Source organism: Klebsiella sp. CB_Kp196 (genome assembly GCF_040061575.1).
GTDB lineage: Bacteria > Pseudomonadota > Gammaproteobacteria > Enterobacterales > Enterobacteriaceae > Klebsiella > Klebsiella michiganensis.
In genome coordinates this window covers 86,694-106,017 of record NZ_JBEAFH010000004.1, presented here as the reverse complement: position 1 = coordinate 106,017, position 19,324 = coordinate 86,694, and the positions used below count along the sequence as shown (strand labels likewise).

Annotated in this window: 20 protein-coding genes; 9 read left to right on the top strand and 11 right to left on the bottom strand. The window is 53.9% G+C overall.

Features of this window, described 5'->3' with window-relative positions; genetic code table 11:
* Positions 1–74 precede the first annotated feature (74 nt).
* Positions 75–314: a DUF1435 domain-containing protein gene (locus tag ABLU87_RS02930; protein ID WP_014227825.1), complete on the bottom strand. Its 240-nt coding sequence runs from the start codon at positions 312–314 to the stop codon at positions 75–77.
* A 264-nt stretch (positions 315–578) separates the two neighbouring features.
* Between ABLU87_RS02930 and ABLU87_RS02925 the strand changes: the two genes are divergently transcribed.
* Positions 579–1,625 (top strand): GGDEF domain-containing protein, encoded by a 1,047-nt coding sequence (locus ABLU87_RS02925; protein WP_014227824.1) that lies wholly within the window; start codon positions 579–581, stop codon positions 1,623–1,625.
* 108 nt (positions 1,626–1,733) lie between these two features.
* A complete protein-coding gene (gene fhuF / locus ABLU87_RS02920; RefSeq protein WP_025106870.1) occupies positions 1,734–2,522 on the top strand; it encodes a siderophore-iron reductase FhuF in 789 nt (262 codons plus the stop codon).
* Positions 2,523–2,568: 46 nt separating this feature from the next.
* On the opposite strand, the gene ABLU87_RS02915 is transcribed toward fhuF, so the two are convergent.
* Positions 2,569–3,912: a PTS sugar transporter subunit IIC gene (locus tag ABLU87_RS02915; RefSeq protein ID WP_025106871.1), complete on the bottom strand. Its 1,344-nt coding sequence runs from the start codon at positions 3,910–3,912 to the stop codon at positions 2,569–2,571.
* Between the two features lie 340 nt (positions 3,913–4,252).
* On the opposite strand from ABLU87_RS02915, the gene ABLU87_RS02910 reads away from it, so the two are divergent.
* Positions 4,253–4,711 (top strand): YbaK/EbsC family protein, encoded by a 459-nt coding sequence (locus ABLU87_RS02910; protein WP_014227821.1) that lies wholly within the window; start codon positions 4,253–4,255, stop codon positions 4,709–4,711.
* A 13-nt stretch (positions 4,712–4,724) separates the two neighbouring features.
* Here the strand turns inward: ABLU87_RS02910 and bglJ are convergent, their stop codons facing one another.
* From bglJ to pobA, 4 genes are all read right to left on the bottom strand, one after another.
* Positions 4,725–5,405, bottom strand: a complete 681-nt coding sequence (gene bglJ, locus ABLU87_RS02905; RefSeq protein WP_025106872.1) for a DNA-binding transcriptional activator BglJ — start codon at positions 5,403–5,405, stop codon at positions 4,725–4,727.
* Positions 5,366–6,088: a LuxR C-terminal-related transcriptional regulator gene (locus ABLU87_RS02900; protein ID WP_014227819.1), complete on the bottom strand. Its 723-nt coding sequence runs from the start codon at positions 6,086–6,088 to the stop codon at positions 5,366–5,368. Before ABLU87_RS02900 ends, bglJ begins: the two co-directional genes overlap by 40 nt.
* Positions 6,089–6,366: 278 nt before the next feature.
* The gene (locus tag ABLU87_RS02895) at positions 6,367–7,236 is read right to left on the bottom strand and encodes a helix-turn-helix domain-containing protein (protein WP_014227817.1); all 870 of its coding nucleotides are present in this window, start codon (positions 7,234–7,236) and stop codon (positions 6,367–6,369) included.
* A 22-nt stretch (positions 7,237–7,258) separates the two neighbouring features.
* Positions 7,259–8,443 carry a 4-hydroxybenzoate 3-monooxygenase gene (pobA, locus tag ABLU87_RS02890; RefSeq protein ID WP_032747826.1) on the bottom strand — a complete coding sequence of 395 codons (1,185 nt, stop codon included), beginning with the start codon at positions 8,441–8,443 and terminating at the stop codon, positions 7,259–7,261.
* 283 nt (positions 8,444–8,726) lie between these two features.
* On the opposite strand from pobA, the gene ABLU87_RS02885 reads away from it, so the two are divergent.
* The 6 genes from ABLU87_RS02885 to opgB all read left to right on the top strand — a co-directional run bounded on the left by ABLU87_RS02885 (position 8,727) and on the right by opgB (position 14,464).
* Entirely contained in the window at positions 8,727–9,503 is a 777-nt protein-coding gene (locus ABLU87_RS02885) for a threonine/serine exporter ThrE family protein (RefSeq protein ID WP_025106875.1), read from the top strand.
* Positions 9,494–9,967 (top strand): threonine/serine exporter, encoded by a 474-nt coding sequence (locus ABLU87_RS02880; protein ID WP_004098364.1) that lies wholly within the window; start codon positions 9,494–9,496, stop codon positions 9,965–9,967. Before ABLU87_RS02885 ends, ABLU87_RS02880 begins: the two co-directional genes overlap by 10 nt.
* 108 nt (positions 9,968–10,075) lie before the next feature.
* Positions 10,076–10,615: a primosomal protein DnaT gene (gene dnaT / locus ABLU87_RS02875; protein ID WP_122117898.1), complete on the top strand. Its 540-nt coding sequence runs from the start codon at positions 10,076–10,078 to the stop codon at positions 10,613–10,615.
* Between the two features lie 2 nt (positions 10,616–10,617).
* Positions 10,618–11,355: a DNA replication protein DnaC gene (gene dnaC / locus ABLU87_RS02870; RefSeq protein WP_014227813.1), complete on the top strand. Its 738-nt coding sequence runs from the start codon at positions 10,618–10,620 to the stop codon at positions 11,353–11,355.
* Positions 11,356–11,420: 65 nt separating this feature from the next.
* Positions 11,421–11,915, top strand: a complete 495-nt coding sequence (locus tag ABLU87_RS02865; RefSeq protein ID WP_116280471.1) for a DUF2501 domain-containing protein — start codon at positions 11,421–11,423, stop codon at positions 11,913–11,915.
* A gap of 257 nt (positions 11,916–12,172) precedes the next feature.
* Complete coding sequence (opgB, locus tag ABLU87_RS02860; RefSeq protein ID WP_049102741.1) at positions 12,173–14,464, top strand: phosphatidylglycerol--membrane-oligosaccharide glycerophosphotransferase; 2,292 nt, start codon at positions 12,173–12,175, stop codon at positions 14,462–14,464.
* Between the two features lie 53 nt (positions 14,465–14,517).
* On the opposite strand, the gene ABLU87_RS02855 is transcribed toward opgB, so the two are convergent.
* The 5 genes from ABLU87_RS02855 to ABLU87_RS02835 all read right to left on the bottom strand — a co-directional run bounded on the left by ABLU87_RS02855 (position 14,518) and on the right by ABLU87_RS02835 (position 19,318).
* Positions 14,518–15,468, bottom strand: a complete 951-nt coding sequence (locus tag ABLU87_RS02855; RefSeq protein WP_025106877.1) for an Rpn family recombination-promoting nuclease/putative transposase — start codon at positions 15,466–15,468, stop codon at positions 14,518–14,520.
* A gap of 139 nt (positions 15,469–15,607) precedes the next feature.
* Positions 15,608–16,618 (bottom strand): SIS domain-containing protein, encoded by a 1,011-nt coding sequence (locus ABLU87_RS02850; RefSeq protein WP_183129343.1) that lies wholly within the window; start codon positions 16,616–16,618, stop codon positions 15,608–15,610.
* A 17-nt stretch (positions 16,619–16,635) separates the two neighbouring features.
* Positions 16,636–17,697 carry an SIS domain-containing protein gene (locus tag ABLU87_RS02845; protein WP_049069993.1) on the bottom strand — a complete coding sequence of 354 codons (1,062 nt, stop codon included), beginning with the start codon at positions 17,695–17,697 and terminating at the stop codon, positions 16,636–16,638.
* Positions 17,698–17,709: 12 nt separating this feature from the next.
* Complete coding sequence (locus tag ABLU87_RS02840) at positions 17,710–18,561, bottom strand: PTS system mannose/fructose/sorbose family transporter subunit IID (RefSeq protein ID WP_014227807.1); 852 nt, start codon at positions 18,559–18,561, stop codon at positions 17,710–17,712.
* Positions 18,539–19,318, bottom strand: coding sequence for a PTS mannose/fructose/sorbose/N-acetylgalactosamine transporter subunit IIC (locus ABLU87_RS02835; protein WP_025106880.1), 780 nt, complete (start codon positions 19,316–19,318; stop codon positions 18,539–18,541). Before ABLU87_RS02835 ends, ABLU87_RS02840 begins: the two co-directional genes overlap by 23 nt.
* Between the last annotated feature and the right edge of the window lie 6 nt (positions 19,319–19,324).

The following is a 19,324-nucleotide window of genomic DNA, read 5'->3' as shown; positions in this document are numbered from 1 at the left end:
TTCAGGTGTTAGTGTCCTTACGGACGTGGGGGTTCAAGTCCCCCCCCTCGCACCAATATTCTTACCCTTCCGTTTTATCCCATCAGCTTCAAATTCATTATTACCAGCATCATCCCACTGACCAGCGCCACGCATGATGGCAGCAGAACAAAGTGCCTTAGCTGACGGTGCCAAATCATCACCGCTGACATGAGCATTCCCAGCGTCACCAATCCGCGCCAGGCATCTACCGACAAATCGGCAAACCCGAGGACGGCAATCAGTACGCCAGGGATCAACACGCCCCACCCACTCCCTAAAGTTCGCTGCAACATGTTTTCGCCTCTCACAACGATAATGATAACCAATATCATATGATAATTTTTATCATTTGTCATCCCGGGAAAATAGCGCGTCCTTATTCTTTACGTTTGTGGTAATGACATACATTCATGAAGGTGATAAATTAAGCGGCAAAAAAATAATATATTAAATTATCTGATTATTTCGTAAAAACCTTATTTTGCGCACTGTTTTTTATTATTCACTTCAAACTAACATCACATTGAATTTTAACGATTAATAATGACAACTCCGACATGACTGCACAATCCTGGCGCTCCCATTACGAACAGAAATATCAGTATTCCTTACGGCTATTTTTACTGCTTAATTTAGTTTCATCCGTCTTATCCCTTGTCAGCCCGCTCTTTACCGTCATCACTTTTACATTACCCTGTTTTCTGATAGTTGCCTGCAGCACGGTCCTGCTGCTATGGCACTGTAAATTCTCTCAGCACAAAATAAATATTCCGGTTATTTCTCTGCTATTTGGCCTGCTTTGGGCGTGGCACGTTGCGCTAAAAGCAATGGTGATGGGGCCGCCGCATTTTAACTACCTGGTGATCGCCTTATTAAGCGTGTTATTTATTGGCACCATTGCTTTTTCCAGCAATATCATTGGCTTTACTTTGCACTCTTTACCCACATACCTTATCTGCCTGATTCTTGGCGGAGGAGAACAATGGCTGCGCATGTCCTGGTGCTTTCTGTTGCCTATTGCCGGTATCACCCTGCAAAGCCTTATTCAGAAACGCAGCGATGTATTCACGCAGGGGCTCATGGATAAGCTGCTGAAGGAGCGCAATACCCTTAACGATCTCAGTATGTTGGATCCGCTTACCGGTTTGTATAATCGCCGGGGCTTACAAAACCGGCTGGACACCATTCTTTCTCTCGACGGCGCCGGGCATTACGTTCTGCTACTGGACATTGATCATTTCAAAGCCTACAACGACCACTACGGGCATATGATGGGCGACCAGGCTTTGATTCAGGTCTCCGCCGCCATTCGTAACGCCGTGCGCTCGCGCGACATCGTTGCCCGCTTTGGCGGCGAGGAGTTTATGGTGCTGTTGACCAGCAGCAGTGCGGAAAACGCCCTTCAGGCCGCAGAGCGCATCCGCCAGCGGGTCTACGATCTGAAAATCCCGCATATGTTTAATGAAAGCGTCGCGACCAACGTGACCATCAGTATCGGCATGACGCCGCTGATGGATGCGGATATCGACAGCGCGCTGAAACGGGCGGACAACGCGCTCTACGAAGCCAAAAATATGGGACGTAACATTATTCTCACCAGCTAGGCCTTTACCGCGCGGCAGGCGTCGCCGCGCGGACAAATCTCTTGCCAAGCCGGTGCTGCGGCATTAGTATCAGAAATCATTATCATTTAGATTTGTATCTGGCACCCGATGGCTTACCGTTCACTCGCATTCAACAATGAGATCATCTGGCGGGCTCCGCTCCCTTCGGCTGAGCGTGAACTGGCGAACGCAATACGGGACAAAATTACCGCGTTACGTCCGCATTTGCTGGATTTTATCCGTCTGAATGAAGAAGCCCCTCATCATGCCCTCACCCTGGCTGAGTGGTCGCAGCCCGCGACGCTGAGTTCGTTAATCGCGACGTATTCTGACCATATTTATCGCAACCAGCCCGGGCAAGCCCGTGAGCAAAAACCGCTGCTATCCCTCTGGGCACAATGGTACATCGGTTTACTGGTGCCCCCTTTAATGCTGGCGCTGTTGAGTGAAGAACGCGCCGTTAGCCTGGCGCCGGAGCATTTTCGCGTCGAGTTTCATGAAACAGGCCGTGCCGCCTGTTTCTGGATTGATATCCATTCAGCAGGTACTTCCTCGGCAGAATCCGCGCAGTCCCGGATGGAAAAGCTGGTCACCACCGCTTTGCAACCCGTGGTGCAGGCGCTTGAAGCCACTGGCGATATCAATGGCAAACTTATCTGGAGCAATACGGGTTATTTGATTAACTGGTATCTCGGGGAAATGAGAACCCTGGTCGGAGATGAAAAAGTGGCCGCGCTGCGTCAGCTCTTCTTCTTCAACAAACAGCTATCAGGCGGTGAGGATAACCCGCTGTGGCGTACGGTGGTTTTACGTGAAGGGCAGCTCGTGCGCCGCACCTGCTGCCAGCGCTATCGCCTGCCGGACGTACAGCAGTGCGGGGACTGTACGCTGAAATAATCGATGGTGAAAACAAACGGGCGGCTATTCAGCCGCCCGTTTGTTTTTATGCCGTTTGCTGACTCTCTTCCGCCATGCGCTGCGCCTCTTCGGCCTCCTGCGCGAGCAGCTGTTTCTCGTACACCTTGAAGAACGGGAAGTAGATAATCGCCGAAACGCAGGCCAGGACGACCACCAGAATCGCCGCCCGGAAATCCCACCCCAGCGCCCACGCGCCGCCAATCGGCGCCGGAGCAGTCCACGGAACAACCGAAATCACCCGGCCGATAAGATCCAGCTTCATTGCCGCCCAGGCCAGTACGGCGTTAACCATCGGCGCCAGCAGGAAGGGAATAAAGAACACCGGGTTCATCACGATAGGGGTGCCAAAAATAACCGGCTCGTTGATGTTAAACAGGCTTGGCACCACGCTCAGACGGCCAATCGAACGCAGATGCGCGGAGCGGCTGCGCAGATAGCAGAATACCAGCCCCATCGTCGCCCCTGAACCGCCAATCACAATAAAGAATGTCCAGAACGCTTCCATAAAGATATGCGGCAGCGGAGCCCCCTGAGCCAGGGCCTGCTGGTTCATGCCGAGGTTAGTGAGCCAGAACATTTGCAGCATGCCGGAAACAATGGCCGCACCGTGGATCCCCGCAAACCACAGCAGGTGGCCCACCAGAACCGCCAACAAAATTGCGGGTAAGGAGTCCGCTGCGGAAACCAGCGGCTTAAAGATAGCCATAATCGCCTGAGGGATCAGCATATCGAAATGATGCTGAATAAGCAGGCTCAGGGGATAGAGCGTCAGGACGACAACCAGTACCGGGATCAACAGATCAAACGAGTTTTTGATCATCGGCGGCACCTGATCCGGCAGGCGAATACCGATATTATGCGCCTTCAGGAAGCGCATCATTTCAACGCAGTAGACCGCCACCAGAATCGCCGTAAATATGCCCGTTCCTCCCAGGCTATCTACCGGCAGGTTGCCGTTCGTTTTTGGCGCCGCCACCAGCAGGAAGGCCATGATCGACAGCATGGCGCACATAAAGGGGTCGAGCTGATTGGTTTTTTCGTAATGCTTGCCGAGGTTATAGGCGATCGCGGCACAAATGTAGATCGACATAATGCCCATCGTCATATCGAACGGCGTCAGAATTCGCCCTTCAAACTCTTTTGCCAGATCCAGCCAGGCGCGGGCAAATCCCCATGTGGTATCCGGTGAAAACGGCGGATACGCAAATACCAGCAGAAAAGAGCCGACAATCATAAACGGCATGGCGGAGATAAAACCGTCGCGGATTGCCATAACGTGGCGCTGAGACGAGATGCGTCCAGCGACAGGGCTGATGTAATTTTCTACGAAGCGAAATATCAGATTAAATGCAGCATGGTTAGCAGACATAGCAGCCCTCCTGACAGGCTAGATGAACAGGCCCAACAACGATTATCTTGCCGTTATGATGAACCCGCTTCGGCGAGAGGGTTACCCAATCGGATAGCCTGCTGGCCCGACTGCTCAACCAGGTTCGATTCATCTTCGGCTCTTTGTTATAGGTGACGCAGGGAAGTTACCTTGTCAGTATTCCTGTCTCTGTGAATAACCGCAACCGGTTACAGTAACCGGTTGCGGTGAATGTGAAGGAGATCCAGAAATTAAAAAGAATCTTGATTCTCTACCATGGATATTTACACTTTGCGAAGCTTGTGACAGATTTTTAACAAGCCTTAATCAGGAGATTCCAATGAGTCTGCAGTCCGTGCGGCAGTTTTTTACTGACCACGCCCCCGATATCGAAATCATCGAACTTACTCAGAGCACGGCCACGGTAGCGTTAGCCGCAGCGGCGCATAACGTTGAACCCGGGCAAATCGCCAAGACCCTGTCTTTAAAAATAAAAGAAAGGGTTGTTCTCGTTGTCGCGAAAGGCGATGCGCGCCTGGATAATAAAAAGCTAAAGGAAGCCTTTGGCGCTAAAGCCCGTATGCTAAGCAGCGATGAGGTCATTACGCTAACGGGACACCCCATTGGCGGCGTCTGCCCATTTGGCCTGGAAGTTCCGCTGGCTGTGTACTGCGATATCTCACTGAGGCAGTACCCGGAAGTGCTGCCAGCAGCAGGTTCAATATATAGCGCCGTTCGTATTTCACCTGAACGGTTGGCGCAGCTGACTGATGCTAAGTGGATTGACGTGTGTCTTTAACAGACCGCTGAGGTTACTGAGCAAGGCGCATCACCGTGGCATCATCATTATTCGCCGACAGGCGCATGAGTATGTCTGCCGCGCTCAGTAGTCCCATATCAGAACTGACGCCGAGCTTGGTCATGGCGTTAAACTTATGGGCCCGGATCGTTTTGATATTGCGTTCCAGCTGCGTCGCTATTTCCGGCAACGAGTAGCCATAAGACATATATCGCAGGATGGTATGTTCCGTTGGGCTCAAAAGTTGGCTATAGATACTCTGCTTTTGGCTTAACGAGCTCTCATTCGCCGGATAGCTACGATCGAGAAGCTGAAGCAAGCACTCCTGCAGCTGTAGCCGACAGGCCGATTTATTCAAAATACCGTGTAAGCGAGAAGGCGTCAGATGGCTGACCAAACGCATTTCCGCTTCATCATTAGCTAAGATAATTCTTTGCGTGTCGGGACAATAACGCGCGATCTCATGGAGAAAGAGCAAGCTTTCAAGTCGGGATCTGCGGTTACCTGAAAGTGAAAAAATAATCGCAGAAAAATCTCTCGCCTGAAACTCCCGTTTTAATGCCATCGTATCTTTAAAGAACTGAATACGATAATTCTTACCACTTTCATTAATTAATATGTGGCGAAGCGCCACTTCTGTCATCGCACATTTCTCTACGATAGCGACATATCTTGTTGTGAGGTCTTTTTCCATTCTGTTTGATCTCCATAGGCTGAATAAATATTCAGCTCCTTCATTCCCTGTGCACTATTAATCCAGGCATACATCTCTGCATTACTACGCAAAGATAAGCGGCGCATAGCACTATTTTTCTGCGCACTTATGGTTTTATTGCTCTTCTTCAATAAAGCAGCAATTTGATTAATTCCCCATCCTTTTGCAAGAAGCCTCAACACCTTACGCTCAGAAAGAGTCAGAATAACCAGCTTTTGCGGTTCTTCATCGATGCGTTCTACCTCAGGAGAGAACAACGTCTGGCTAATTCGTTCAGCGGCAAGTCCACCCGCGCGCACAACCTCAATGAGACGTTTTACCGGCTCGCTGTCCGAAATTAATGTACTTTCAGGACGCATTAATAATTGAACAGCTAACGGAAAACAGGCGTTACCTACCATAAAGACCCAGTGTATATCCCTGTATTGAGTCATTAAAGAGTAGTAATGTTCGCAAATATTTCTTGGATGCTCTATTTCACCGGACAAGTCAGCAATGACTAACACTGCACGACGCAGCTGCAGCAGGGTTAGCTCATCCTGAGAACGACAAAAACTCAATTCATAATCAGGGAGATGCTCCCCAACGATGGCTTTTAAGCCGGACTGCATAACCGGTATTCTGCTGATAATAATGCCGAACTTACCTTGTCCTGGTAACATAAACCCTCCGCTTCCTGTCGAAGACTCACCGCCGGCGGAAAAACAATTGGATGCATAATTTAATAGTCATCGTAATTATTTTGCCCAAATGAATCTTTATCATCCCTGGCGGGTGCGCGATATCGCACCCTAAAGCCAACTTAATAATGAGGAGTAACATATTGCTGTTATCCATACCAATGATTAACATTAACACAGGTAGTTGTCATCAATAAATTAGAAATGGTTAACATCGTCGTTAGATACGCTAACTTAAGATATATTAAATAAAGATTTATTTATTTTATTTTTTTCCTAAATACTTTTGGTGATTCACCGCTATAGCGGCGAAAGAAGCGAGAAAAATAGGCCGCATCAGTAAACCCTAAGTAATCAGAAAGTTGAGCGATAGTCATGCTGGTGTACTGCAGGTTGCGACGCGCCTCAAGCATCAACCTTTGATGTAAAACTCCCAGTGCGCTGCAGCCATAAAATTCATGACACAAATAATTCAAATGAGTCGCAGACACCCCCACCTCCCTGGCATACCCGGCTAATGGCATATGTTCACGATAGTGGCTTTCGATAAGGCGCGAGAAATGACGCATGACGCTCCGCTTACGTTCCGCTTTGTCCTCCGTTATGAGCTGCGGTTGATATTGCCGATTCAGCCAGACCAACAGCGCTCCCAGCAGTGAATGAAGCATCATTTCGCGCGCATCGTAATCTTCGCGGTACTCCTCTTGCAAAGCGGTAAACAGCGCCCGGATATGGCCCCGGGAGCTCTTCACCGGCACGCAACGCGGGTGGCCGAGCACATCCAGCTGACTGCCAAACTGATTTTCAAGGCTTCCGAGCAGCGGCAGCGCCAGCGACAAAACGTAGCCCTCCGTACCCGGCGAAAAGCGAAATCCATGAATACATAGCGCCGGAACCACCTGAATACAGGACTCCGTCATCACGGTCGTCGCGCCTTCGATTTCAATCTCCGCCCGCCCTTTATGCAGATACAGTAGCTGCACCAGCTCTGCGTGCTGATGCACGCGGATATGCCATTCATAAAGATGGCTGCGCTGGAGTATGGACTCACAGTGCAGAAGATCGGGCGTTGGCCAGCCCTGATCTTCGCCATACAGTTTGAAAACGGGAATGGTACTCGCTGCCTGCATCACGACTCCAGAGCCTTTTCTATTACGCCACGCGTTCCATCGGCAGACCCACATAGTTTTCAGCGATAGTGGTTAACCCGGCGCGTGATTCAAGATAGTAGCGACGATCCGCCGCCTGCATTTTTCTGTCGAACTCGCTTTGTTGCGGAAAATCATGCAGCAGACGCGTCATAAACCAGCTGAATCGCTCACCTTTCCACACCCGATCCAGCGCCAAACGCGAGTAGCTTGCTAAGAGGTCAATACGGCCATGGTGATAATACTCACGCAGGATCCGCCAAAGATAGTTCACATCGGACGCCGCGAGATTCAGCCCCTTCGCCCCGGTAGGCGGTACGATATGCGCCGCATCTCCCAGCAGAAATAGCCTCCCGTACTGCATCGGCTCCACTACATAGCTGCGCAGCGGCGCGATACTCTTCTCAAGTGAGTGACCGGTTACTAACTTATTGGTCAGCTCATCAGGGAGACGCCGCTTGAGCTCAGTCCAGAAGCGTTCATCAGACCACTCCTCCACCTTTTCGCTAAGCGGTACCTGCAGATAATAGCGGCTTCGAGTTAGTGAGCGCTGACTACAGAGCACAAACCCCCGCTCGTGGTGGGCGTAAATCAGCTCCGGGTTCACCGGTGGCGTATCGGCCAGCAGCCCGAGCCAGCCAAACGGCCAGACGCTCTCGTACTCTTTCAGCACCCCTGCCGGGATGCTCTGACGGGACACGCCGTGAAAGCCGTCGCAGCCGGCAATAAAGTCGCACTCAAGGCGGCAGTTTTCGCCATTGCTGATAAAAGAGACCGACGGTCGATCGCTTTTTGCCTCATTAATGGTGACATCGCTGACGCCATAAATCGTCGCTGCCCCGCATGCCTCCCGCGCCGCCATCAAATCCCGCGTCACTTCGGTCTGGCCATACACCATCACGCTTTTGCCTGCCGTCAGTTCCGTCAGCGGAACCGGTACGCGCTTGCCCTCAAACAAAAATTCGACGCCGTGATGGATCAGCCCTTCCGCATCCATTCGCCGGGCCGCCCCGGCTTCGCGCAGCAGTTCTACCGTTCCGCTTTCCAGAATTCCCGCACGGATCCTCCCCAGCACATACTCAGGCGTCTGTCGCTCAAGGATGACGGTCTGAATCCCGGCGTGATGTAATAACTGCCCCAGCAGGAGTCCCGACGGGCCCGCTCCGATAATCGCCACCTGTGTTTTCATCGCATCGCCTCAGCATGGTTAATTATTTGTTTGTTTTTTGTTTATTAAAAGTTTGAATTTGCATTTTTGATAACTCTGATGGGAAAAAGAAGGGAGAAACGGGTGCAAAAATTGGACTTTTCACCAATCTTGCGGAAGTGTGGCAGAGTTCAAATTTCAGGGTTCCCGTAGAGCGGGTGGTTTTTTACACATTGTTTGATCCTGACCGCTCAGCTAAAACAAGACTTCAGGTAAAAGTAACGCCAGACACTACGGCAACGGGCATCACGGACAGCAGGTATTTATGCAAGCAGATCGGGCAACTCAGCGCGCTATCACGCGATTGTGTATTCAATGTGGTCTTTTCTTATTACAACACGGCGCGGAAAGCGCGCTGGTTGAGGAGCTCTCAACCCGTCTGGGTCTGGCCTTAGGGATGGATAGCGTGGAAAGCGCCATCTCTTCGAATGCGATTGTTCTCACCACCATTAAGGATGGGGAGTGTCTGACCTCAACGCGAAAAAACACCGATCGCGGCATCAACATGCACGTCGTCACGGAGGTTCAGCATATTGTGATTATGGCAGAGCATAAGCTGCTGGATTATAAGGATGTCGAAAAACGATTCGCGCAAATCAAGCCGCTGCGCTATCCGCGCTGGCTGCTGGTTTTCATGGTCGGCCTCTCCTGCGCCTGCTTTTGCAAACTTAACAACGGCGGCTGGGACGGTGCGCTGGTCACCTTCTGCGCCAGTACGGTAGCCATGTATATTCGCCAGGTACTCACCCATCGTTCAATGCATCCGCAAATCAACTTTTGCCTCACCGCCTTCGTCGCAACGACTATCTCCGGGCTGATGCTGCGCCTGCCGGCTTTCGCCAGCACGCCGACGATCGCGATGGCCGCCAGCGTGCTGCTGCTGGTACCCGGTTTTCCGCTGATCAACGCCGTTGCCGACATGTTTAAGGGGCATATCAACACCGGTCTGGCGCGCTGGGCCATTGCCAGCCTGCTGACGCTCGCCACCTGTATCGGCGTGGTGATGGCGATGACGATGTGGGGGCTACGCGGATGGGCATAATTTTCTATCTCTACGAACTGGCGCTGGATATGATGCTGGCAGCCATTCCCGCCGTCGGGTTCGCCATGGTGTTCAACGTCCCGCAGCGGGCGCTGCGCTGGTGCGCGCTGCTGGGCGCTATCGGCCACGGCTCGCGCATGGTCATGATGACGGCGGGCTTTAATATTGAGTGGGCGACGTTTATGGCGGCACTGCTGGTTGGCAGCATCGGTATCCAGTGGTCCCGCTGGTATCTGGCGCACCCGAAGATTTTTACCGTAGCGGCGGTGATCCCGATGTTCCCAGGCATCTCCGCCTATACCGCGATGATTTCAGCGGTGAAAATCAGCCATTTCGGCTACTCGGAAGAGATGATGATTATGCTGCTGAGCAACTTCCTTAAGGCTTCATCGATCGTTGGCGCATTATCCATTGGCTTGTCTATCCCCGGGCTTTGGCTGTATCGCAAGCGTCCGCGCGTCTAGCTAATCGCGCCGCCGGGTCGCCCGCGGCGCTCCTTCCTGAGCGACCTCTATGCTACTATGTGTGCAGCTACCCCTCTCTTTTTAGTTGTTCAGAGTTGAGATTGATTTATGTCTTCACGAATATTAACTACCGATTTTAGCGGTCTGGATGACTTCATGCAGGATCACGCTGCGGTACTGGCAAAATCGGCCAGCGGCGCCGTCGCCGTATTTGCCAACAACGCCCCCGCATTCTATGCGCTGACGCCGGAGCGTCTGGCGCAGCTGCTGGAGCTGGAAGCAAAACTCGCGCGTCCTAACAGCGATATTGCGCTGGACGCGCAGTTTTTTGACGAGCCGACGGCGACCCCGGTTGCGGTTCCGATGGGGAAATTTCCGATGTACACCGACTGGCAGCCGGATGCGGATTTTCAGCGCCTGGCCGCGCTGTGGGGCATCGCCCTGAGCCAGCCCGTTACGCCGGAAGAGCTGGCGGCATTTGTCGCTTACTGGCAGGCTGAAGGTAAAGTCTTTCATCATGTCCAGTGGCAGCAGAAGCTGGCGCGCAGCGTACAGATTGGCCGGGCCAGCAACGGCGGCCAGCCGCGCCGGGACGTCAACGCGATTAGCGAACCTGATAATCACATTCCACGAGGATTCCGAGGATGAGCATGAAAAATGTCGGCGATTTAATGAAGCGCCTGCAAAAGATGATGCCAGCCCATGTCGAACCCGCGTTTAAGACAGGTGAGGAGCTGCTGGCATGGCAAAAAGAACAGGGCAAGCTGCGTTCTGAGGCGCTGGAACGCGAAAACCGGGCCATGAAAATGCAGCGAACCTTTAACCGCTCCGGCATCCGCCCGCTGCATCAAAACTGCTCGCTGGATAACTACCGGGTGGAGTGTGAAGGCCAGATGATTGCGCTGTCCCGAGCGCGCCAGTACGTCGAGGAGTTCGACGGCAATATTGCCAGCTTTATCTTCTCCGGCAAACCGGGTACCGGAAAAAACCATCTCGCCGCCGCTATCTGCAACGAACTGCTGCTTCGGGGTAAGTCGGTGTTGATTATCACCGTCGCCGATATCATGTCAGCGATGAAAGATACCTTTGGCAACCGGGAAACCAGCGAAGAGCAGCTGCTCACCGACCTGAGCAAGGTGGACCTGCTGGTGATTGACGAAATCGGCATGCAAACGGAATCACGCTACGAAAAGGTGATTATTAACCAGATCGTCGATCGCCGCTCTTCGTCAAAGCGCCCTACCGGTATGCTAACCAACAGCACCATGGACGAGATGAACAAGCTGCTCGGCGAGCGCGTGATGGACCGGATGCGGCTGGGCAATAGCCTGTGGGTTAACTTCAACTGGGACAGCTACCGCGATCGCGTAACCGGAAAAGAGTATTAAGATATTTCTGAACCCCGCCGGCGTTATAATCAGGGGATTATTCAGTCACGGCGAAGAGTACGTCTATGAAATCTGCAAAAACGTTGTTCCGCACGGCAATGGTGGCCGGCGCTTTATTGACCTTTGGCGCGCACGCCACCTCCTGGCAGGATTCGCTCTCCAGCGCCGCTAACCAGCTCAGCAGTCAGAGCGGAAGCCAGCAAAGCGGCGGTATGTCCCTCTCTTCGCTGACCGGTTTGCTCAACGGCGGCAGCCAGTCGTTGACTTCCAGCAGCATGAATAATGCCGCCGGGATTATGTCTTACTGCGCGAAACAGAAGCTGGCTTCGGTTACCAATACCGAAAACGTTAAAAATCAGGTTCTGGATAAGCTGGGTCTCAGCACGCCGGAAAAACAAAAAGAGGACACCAACTATCTTGAGGGCCTTCAGGGCTTGCTGACCAGTAAAGACGGCCAGCAGCTGAATCTGAACACCCTTGGCAGCAGCCCGCTGGCGGAAAAAGTGAAAACCAAAGCCTGCGATCTGGTCTTAAAACAGGGCGTGAGCTTCCTCTCCTGATTTTATCCTCTTAATGCCGCGTTTGGCGCGTTACCCTGGCCTGCGCGGCGGCAACGTCTGTTTTTTAACATCTTTCCCCCAAATCCCCTGGCTGACTGGATGTGAGGCAGTTCAAAAACGGCGATTTCTAAACCAATTCTGAACCACAGCACAAATTCATGACGATACAATTGCGGCAATATTGCGCTGCAATTACAGTGTAGCGTGAAAAAAGATCTATCTGGCCAGCCGACAGCTGGCGTGAATGAGGATGAGCTGTGTCAGAGTTGTTATCCATCGCCCTGTTTCTTGCTTCGGTGATGATTTACGCATTAAAAGCCGGTCGTAATACCTGGTGGTTCGCCGCCACCCTCACGGTGCTGGGCCTGTTCGTTGTTCTGAATATTACCCTCTACGCCAGCAATTACTTCACCGGCGACGGTATCAATGACGCGGTACTTTATACGTTGACCAACAGCCTGACGGGCGCCGGCGTGGGCAAATATATTCTGCCGGGCGTGGGGCTGGTCGTCGCGCTGGTCGCGGTATTTGGCGCACTCGGCTGGGTGCTCCGCCGTCGCCGGCATCATCCTCATCACTTTGGTTACAGCCTGGTGGCGCTGGTTCTGGCGCTGGCGTCAGTGGATGCCAGCCCCGCCTTCCGCCAGATTAGCGAGTTGGTTAAATCCCAGTCCCGCGATGGCGATCCTGACTTTGCGGCTTACTACAAAGAGCCGTCAAAAAGCATCGCCAACCCGAAACTGAACCTGGTGTACATTTACGGCGAAAGCCTTGAGCGCACTTATTTTGATAACGATGCGTTCCCGAACCTGACCCCAGAGCTCGGCAAACTGAAAAGCGAGGGGCTGGACTTCAGCAACACCGCCCAGCTCCCCGGTACCGACTACACGATTGCCGGAATGGTCGCCTCCCAGTGCGGGATCCCGCTGTTTGCGCCGTTTGAAGGCAACGCCTCGGCCTCGGTTTCCAGCTTTTTCCCGCAGAATATCTGCCTTGGAGATATCCTGAAAAACTCGGGTTACGAGAACTACTTTGTGCAGGGCGCTAATCTGCGCTTCGCCGGAAAAGACGTTTTCCTTAAATCTCACGGCTTCGATCATCTGTACGGCGCGGAAGAGCTAAAAACCACCGTCGCCGATCCGACCTATCGTAACGACTGGGGGTTCTACGATGATACGGTTCTTGATGAAACCTGGAAAAAATTCGAAGCGCTTTCGCAGTCAGGAAAGCGCTTTTCGCTGTTTGCGCTGACGGTCGATACCCATCATCCGGATGGCTTTATCTCCCGCACCTGCCAGCGTAAAAGCTACGATATGGACGGTAAAAAGAATCTTTCGTTCAGCGCCGTCTCCTGTAGTCAGGAGCATATCGCGGCGTTAATCGAGAAGATTAAAGCTTCGCCGTGGTTCAAAAATACGGTCATCGTGGTGTCATCCGATCACCTGGCAATGAAAAACAGCGCCTGGGACTATCTGAATAAGCAGGATCGCAGCAACCTGTTTTTCGTTCTGCGCGGCGATGAGCCCCAGCAGGATACGCTGGCCATCAAGCGTAATACCATGGATAACGGCGCGACGGTGCTCGATATCCTCGGCGGCGATAACTTTATTGGCCTTGGCCGCAGCAGCCTTTCCGGCGAGTCGCTCTCCGCCGTGTTCCTCAATATGAAAGAGAAGGTGCTGGCGTGGAAGCCGGATATCATCCGCCTGTGGAATTTCCCCAAAGAGATGAAGAATTTCACCGTGGATTCACAGAAGAATATGATCTCCTTCTCCGGCAGCCATTTCCGCCTGCCGCTGCTGCTGCGTATCTCCGATAAGCGCGTTGAGCCGCTGCCGGAAAGCGAATACTCCGCGCCGCTGCGTTTCCAACTGGCCGATTTCGCGCCGCGCGATAACTTCGTCTGGGTCGACCGCTGCTACAAGATGGGTCAGCTGTGGTCGCCGGAAGTGGCGCTCTCCACCGACTGGTGCGTCTCGCAGGGCCAGCTGGGGGGCGAACAGAAAGTCCAGCGCGTCGACAAAGCCCAGTGGCAAGGTAAAACCGCGTTCAAAGATACCCTTATCGACATGGAGCGTTATAAAGGCAACGTCGATACGCTGAAGATCGTCGATAACGATATTCGCTATAAAGCCGACAGCTTCCTGTTTAACGTCGCCGGCGCGCCGGAAGAGGTGAAGCAGTTCAGCGGCATCTCCCGACCGGAAACCTGGGGGCGCTGGTCTAATGCCCAGCTCGGCAGTGAAGTGAAAATTGAATATAAAGAGCCGCTGCCGGAGAAATTCGATCTGGTGATTACCGCCAAAGCCTACGGGCCGAATGCCAATAAGCCGATTCCGGTACGGGTGGGCAACAGCGAACAAACGCTAACGCTGGCCAATGATGTCACCACCACTACCCTGCATTTCGATAATCCGTCGCGCAGCAGTACGTTGACGATTGCGCCGCCGGACCCGCAGTCCACGAACGAGGGCAATATTCTCGGCCACTCTCCCCGTCAGCTGGGCATCGGCATGGTTGAAATCAAAGTGGTGAAAAGCGAAGGATAAGCCATCGTGCCCGGCGGCTTTTTGCGCCGGGCCGTGGTGACGGTGGGTGGAAATTAGCCATGCAGCGGCTTTAGCTCATCCGCCGACAGTCCGGTAATCCGCTGTACCGTCTCGGTATCTAAACCGTTCTGCAGCATACTGCCGGCAATGCGCAGCGCTTCCCGCCGGCTCCCTTCCTGCAGGCCTTCCTGTATCCCTTCCTGCCTCCCCTCCTGGCGACCTTCTTGCCTGCCCTCTTGCCGACCTTCCTGCTTGAGCTTTTGAGCGATAGACATCAACCTCTCCTCATAGTGTGGCAGACGGCGGGCCAACCGGCGGAGAAACACGCTCGGATCGGCGCTATTGCCGTACTGCAGCATATAATGAAACAGCACTCTTAACTGCCTGCGGTTAGTGTATCCCAGCATCACAAGGGTCGCCAACGACTCCGTAATCCCGCTGAGATCGCGCTGACGAATATGCTTTTGCATCAGCTCCAGCAGAGCGACCCGCCGGTGCTGAACGATTTCATCGTCCGGCATCACCGTTACGTCAACCAGCGGAAACGGGCAGGCGTACAGCGTCCTCGCCATCTGCGGGTCGGCAAATTCGTCCAGCCAGTTCAGGGAAAAGGGATAAGGACTGGTCGCGCCGTGATAAAAAAGCATCGGCACTACCAGCGGCAGCGTTTTGTGCCCGGCGTCGAGGTGCCGCTGCATCGCGGCAATCGCATAGCGCATCAGGCGAAAAGCCATATGGTTATCCGGCGAACTCTGGTGCTCTATCACCACATACACATATCCCAGGCCGCAGGGGGTTTGTACCGACCACAGTACGTCCGAATACCAGGCGCGCAGATCTTCATCAATAAAGCTCGCCGGCTCCAGCCGTAGGGTAGAAAAATCACACCGCTGGCGGATCGCTTCCGGCAGGTGCAGCGTGAGAAAATCATTCGCCGTCTCCGGGTGGCGAAGAAATCGCTTAAAGACCGCATCGTGCGGCGTTGAGGTCATCCGTTTTTTCATGGCCGTCCGCTTGCCTGAAAGAGAAGGAAAGCCGGACTCTACCATCGGTTTTTACTTCGTTGGTTTTGGCGATGATTTTATGGGAAGCGCCTCGGAGAATCGCGCAGCGGCCAGCCCGGCTGGCCGCCATCAGCAAAGCTTAGTAATCAAACTGACGGTAATAACGGCGGATATTAAGGTCATGCCCGGTATGGTGTTCAAAATGGGCCGCCAGCCTGTCCACCAGCAGGGTGGAAACCACGCACGGCGCCATAATCCAGCGGAAAGCCTCATCAATGCCGTTCAGCGGATAGTCGCGCGGGTCAATCACCACCAGATGGTCGGTGATCTTCTCAGCGAAGCGTTCAACGCGCTCATCCAGCGCCCGGCATTTACCCTCGCCTTTGACCAGGAACAGCGGGACCTCTTTTTCCAGCAGCTCCAGGGTGCCGTGGAAAAACTCGGCTGAACTCACCGATTTGGTCCGCTTCCACTGCATCTCTTCGAGAATACACATTGAGAACAGATAGACCTCACCCCACATTTCCGCCCCGCCGATCCACATCATATAGTCGCAGCCGTGATACTGAGCGGCGATTTTATCCGCCTGCGGATCGAACTGGCGTTTGGCCTGCAGGAGATTCTCCGGCAGCAACTCCAGCTGGCGGGCAAAACGATCGTAATCGGAAAATTCGCCGTGACGATAAATGACGCGGAAGAATAACCAGTAGAGCAGCATATATTCATATTCCACGCCGTTCTTGTGGCACATCGGAATATGCCAGCTCGCCGCCTCGGCTAATGGCGAATCGGCGTTACGGGTGATGGCCACCACGCGAATCCCCTGCGCTTTGCACCATTCGGCAATGGCTACCGACTCTTTGGTATCGCCGGACTTGGATAACGTCACCACCACCGCATCTTTATTTAATTTTTTATGTCCGCGATGGATTAATTCCGCCGCCTGCTCAAGGTAAACCGGCACGCTGGTTAATTCTTTTGCAAACTCATTTATTGCCATCATCGGCGCCAAAGAACCGCCCACCGAGGCGAAAAATAAGGCGCTACAGCCGCTCTGATAAATATCATCGGCAACGGTTTCCGCCTGTTTGCGCGCAGCGATGATCTCGCGAGCACTGGTCAGGTACTCGTCCTGATTAAAACCCAACATAGTTTTCTCCTGAATAATCAGATTTTACTTTTTAAGACGCGATCAAAATCGTCAAAAATACGTTTAGCCAGATCGATACCTTTCAGGCCGGCGGTATGCCAGGCCAGCATCTGGACGGGAACAATCAGCAGCAGCGGCGCCAGGTGATGTTCACACGGGCAGCTTAGCGCCAGCGTCTGCGCATCCTCTTCGTCGCTCAGCGTCAGCGTAAAGGCGCGGGCAATGGACGGCGCCATATAATCCCGCAGCGCCCGGCTCCGCGCATCCGGCGCATCTTCAATAAACAGCATCACATGGCGGGCATTGGCTTCCAGATAGGGGCCGTGCATATAGGCCTCAAGTTCAAAACCGCTGGAAGGCACGCGTACCGTTTCGGTAAATTTGGTTTCGAACTCCTTCGCGACGCCCACCAGCGCGCCATAGCCGGTGGCGACAAAGCGCTCGCCGCCCCGCAGCGCTTCGCCATGCCTGTCGATAAACCGCGAGGTGCGGTCAATGACATCCGGGATCGCCGCCGCCAGCCGCTGCAGTTCGGCAAGATAGCGCTGCTCCTCGGCCTCGCTGGCTTTCCCCTGGGCACGGGCAATCATCAGCGCCATCAGCAGCAAATTCAGCACCGTCGCGCTAAACCCGCGGGTGACAAACCCCACGCTCTCAATCCCGGTATTGATATCCAGTATCCCGTCGCAGGCCCGGGCGATCGGGCTTTGCGGATCGGAGGTCAGCGCAAAAACCGGCAGGCTCAATGCCTGCACCTTACGCATCGCCGCCAGCGTCGAGGCGCTTTTACCGCTCTGCGAAATCGCCACCACCAGATCGGTATGCGGATCGACCGCCTCGTAGTGCGTAAAGTTGTACGGCTCTTTAATCTCAACCAGGACGCCGAAGCGCTGCTCAAAGAAATAGCGCGCGCACAGGGCGGCGTTCAGCGACGAGCCGGTCGCCAACAGCAGAATGCGGCGCACCGGGTGCTGGCGGGCAAAGGTCTCAATCGCCGCCAGCTTTTGCCGGTAGTCGCGCAGGATCTGCGTCAGACAGGCCGATTCTTCGCTGATATAGGTCATCATCGTTGGTACCATTTTCGACTCCCGTTAAAATAAACCTATCCACGACCCCAGAATGCCCACCAGCGCCATTCCGCCGATAATAGAAAGCGGTTTAACCTTGCGCCCCAGCAGCCAGTAAACGATGCCAAAACTCACCAGCGGCAGCATGCAGGGCAGGATGTCGTTGATAATGTCCTGCACCTGGGTTTTCGCCTCTCCGGCGCCGAATGAGAGGGGGATGGTGATATCAATCATTGAGGCGGTCATCGCCCCGACCACCATCAGGCCGATAATCGACGCGCCGTAGGTCAGGCTCTCCATCATTCCGCTCTTCTGGATCCGCTGCAGTACCCCGGTACCCAGCACATAGCCCCAGCGGGTAAAGAACCAGCGCACCAGGATGTGCGGCACGTTGAACACCAGCAGAAACAGAATGGGACCGAGAATGTTGCCCTTTAACGCCAGGCTGGTGCCGATGCCGGTAGCGATCAGGCGCAGCGTGCCCCAGAAAAAGGAGTCCCCCAGCCCGGCCAGTGGCCCCATCAGCGACGCTTTGACGTTATCAATCGCGTTGGCGTCCATGTTCTTCTGCTGGCTATTCTTCTCCTCCATCGCCGTGGTGATCCCCAGCAGCAGGGTGACGATATGCGGCGTGGTATTGAAGAACACCAGATGCCGTTTCAACGCCCCGGCCAGCTCCTCTTTGCGCGGATAGAGCTTTTTCAGCACCGGAATCAGCGCGTAAACAAAGGCGAGATTCATCTGCCGCTCATAGTTCCACGAAAACTCCATCTGGAAGGAGCGCCAGAATACCCGGCGTAGATCGCGCGGCGTGATACGGGCCTCTTCCTGCGCCTGCGGTTGCAGAGTTTCTTCAGAAATCATCTTCGTCGTCATCGCTGACTCCTTGTTCTGTCGTCGTACGAGGTGAGCTCAGCGCGGTGACGTTAACCATCACCACCGCCACGATAGCGCCGAGAATAGCGATGCCGGTCACCGGGATTTTCAGGTAGGCCATCAGCACAAAGCCGAGGAAAAAGTACGGCGCGACTTTTTTATTAATCAGCAGCCTGGCGAGCATTGCGAAGCCGAGTGCCGGAATAATGCCGGTAGCGACGCTGAGCCCGTGTTTGATAAATTCCGGGATGGTATCGAGCAGGGATTTCACCGCATTGCTGCCGACCAGGAATGAGATAGTCACCACCGTGGCGAGCATCAGCGACAGCCCGAAGCCGGCAATCAGATGCATGCGCTCAATGCCGCCCGTATCCGCCCGCTCCGCGTAGCCGTCAGCCTTCTGGCTGAGCATCGGGATAAACATCCCCAGATAGACGTTTTTCAGGATCAGCGTCAGGGTAGCGATGGGCAGGCCAAGCAGCAGCGCCGTTTCCGTTCCCGCGCCGGAGGTAATGGCGAACGCCACGCCGAGAATACCGCCGGTTACCACATCAGGCGGGATCGATGCGCCGACGGAGAAAGAGCCGATAAACGCCAGCTCGAGCGTCGCGCCCATGATGACGCCGGTCTGGACATCCCCCAGCACCAGCCCGGTCAGCAGCCCGGTGACGATTGGCCGCGAAATCAGCGACGTCCCCAGGGCATATTCCGATTGCGCGATAAACGCCACCAGACCCAGTAAGAGAGCCTCTACCATAATCTG

What these genes read in the sequence shown, in the direction of transcription:
- ABLU87_RS02865 (WP_116280471.1), top strand. Translation starts at nt 11,421, where the DNA reads ATGAAATCTGCAAAAACGTTGTTCCGCACGGCAATGGTGGCCGGCGCT.
- ABLU87_RS02930 (WP_014227825.1), bottom strand. Translation starts at nt 314, where the DNA reads ATGTTGCAGCGAACTTTAGGGAGTGGGTGGGGCGTGTTGATCCCTGGC.
- fhuF (WP_025106870.1), top strand. Translation starts at nt 1,734, where the DNA reads ATGGCTTACCGTTCACTCGCATTCAACAATGAGATCATCTGGCGGGCT.
- ABLU87_RS02910 (WP_014227821.1), top strand. Translation starts at nt 4,253, where the DNA reads ATGAGTCTGCAGTCCGTGCGGCAGTTTTTTACTGACCACGCCCCCGAT.
- bglJ (WP_025106872.1), bottom strand. Translation starts at nt 5,405, where the DNA reads ATGGAAAAAGACCTCACAACAAGATATGTCGCTATCGTAGAGAAATGT.
- ABLU87_RS02885 (WP_025106875.1), top strand. Translation starts at nt 8,727, where the DNA reads ATGCAAGCAGATCGGGCAACTCAGCGCGCTATCACGCGATTGTGTATT.
- pobA (WP_032747826.1), bottom strand. Translation starts at nt 8,443, where the DNA reads ATGAAAACACAGGTGGCGATTATCGGAGCGGGCCCGTCGGGACTCCTG.
- ABLU87_RS02845 (WP_049069993.1), bottom strand. Translation starts at nt 17,697, where the DNA reads ATGGTACCAACGATGATGACCTATATCAGCGAAGAATCGGCCTGTCTG.
- ABLU87_RS02915 (WP_025106871.1), bottom strand. Translation starts at nt 3,912, where the DNA reads ATGTCTGCTAACCATGCTGCATTTAATCTGATATTTCGCTTCGTAGAA.
- ABLU87_RS02900 (WP_014227819.1), bottom strand. Translation starts at nt 6,088, where the DNA reads ATGTTACCAGGACAAGGTAAGTTCGGCATTATTATCAGCAGAATACCG.
- ABLU87_RS02880 (WP_004098364.1), top strand. Translation starts at nt 9,494, where the DNA reads ATGGGCATAATTTTCTATCTCTACGAACTGGCGCTGGATATGATGCTG.
- dnaT (WP_122117898.1), top strand. Translation starts at nt 10,076, where the DNA reads ATGTCTTCACGAATATTAACTACCGATTTTAGCGGTCTGGATGACTTC.
- ABLU87_RS02925 (WP_014227824.1), top strand. Translation starts at nt 579, where the DNA reads ATGACTGCACAATCCTGGCGCTCCCATTACGAACAGAAATATCAGTAT.
- ABLU87_RS02840 (WP_014227807.1), bottom strand. Translation starts at nt 18,561, where the DNA reads ATGACGACGAAGATGATTTCTGAAGAAACTCTGCAACCGCAGGCGCAG.
- dnaC (WP_014227813.1), top strand. Translation starts at nt 10,618, where the DNA reads ATGAAAAATGTCGGCGATTTAATGAAGCGCCTGCAAAAGATGATGCCA.
- ABLU87_RS02895 (WP_014227817.1), bottom strand. Translation starts at nt 7,236, where the DNA reads ATGCAGGCAGCGAGTACCATTCCCGTTTTCAAACTGTATGGCGAAGAT.
- ABLU87_RS02855 (WP_025106877.1), bottom strand. Translation starts at nt 15,468, where the DNA reads ATGAAAAAACGGATGACCTCAACGCCGCACGATGCGGTCTTTAAGCGA.
- ABLU87_RS02850 (WP_183129343.1), bottom strand. Translation starts at nt 16,618, where the DNA reads ATGTTGGGTTTTAATCAGGACGAGTACCTGACCAGTGCTCGCGAGATC.
- ABLU87_RS02835 (WP_025106880.1), bottom strand. Translation starts at nt 19,318, where the DNA reads ATGGTAGAGGCTCTCTTACTGGGTCTGGTGGCGTTTATCGCGCAATCG.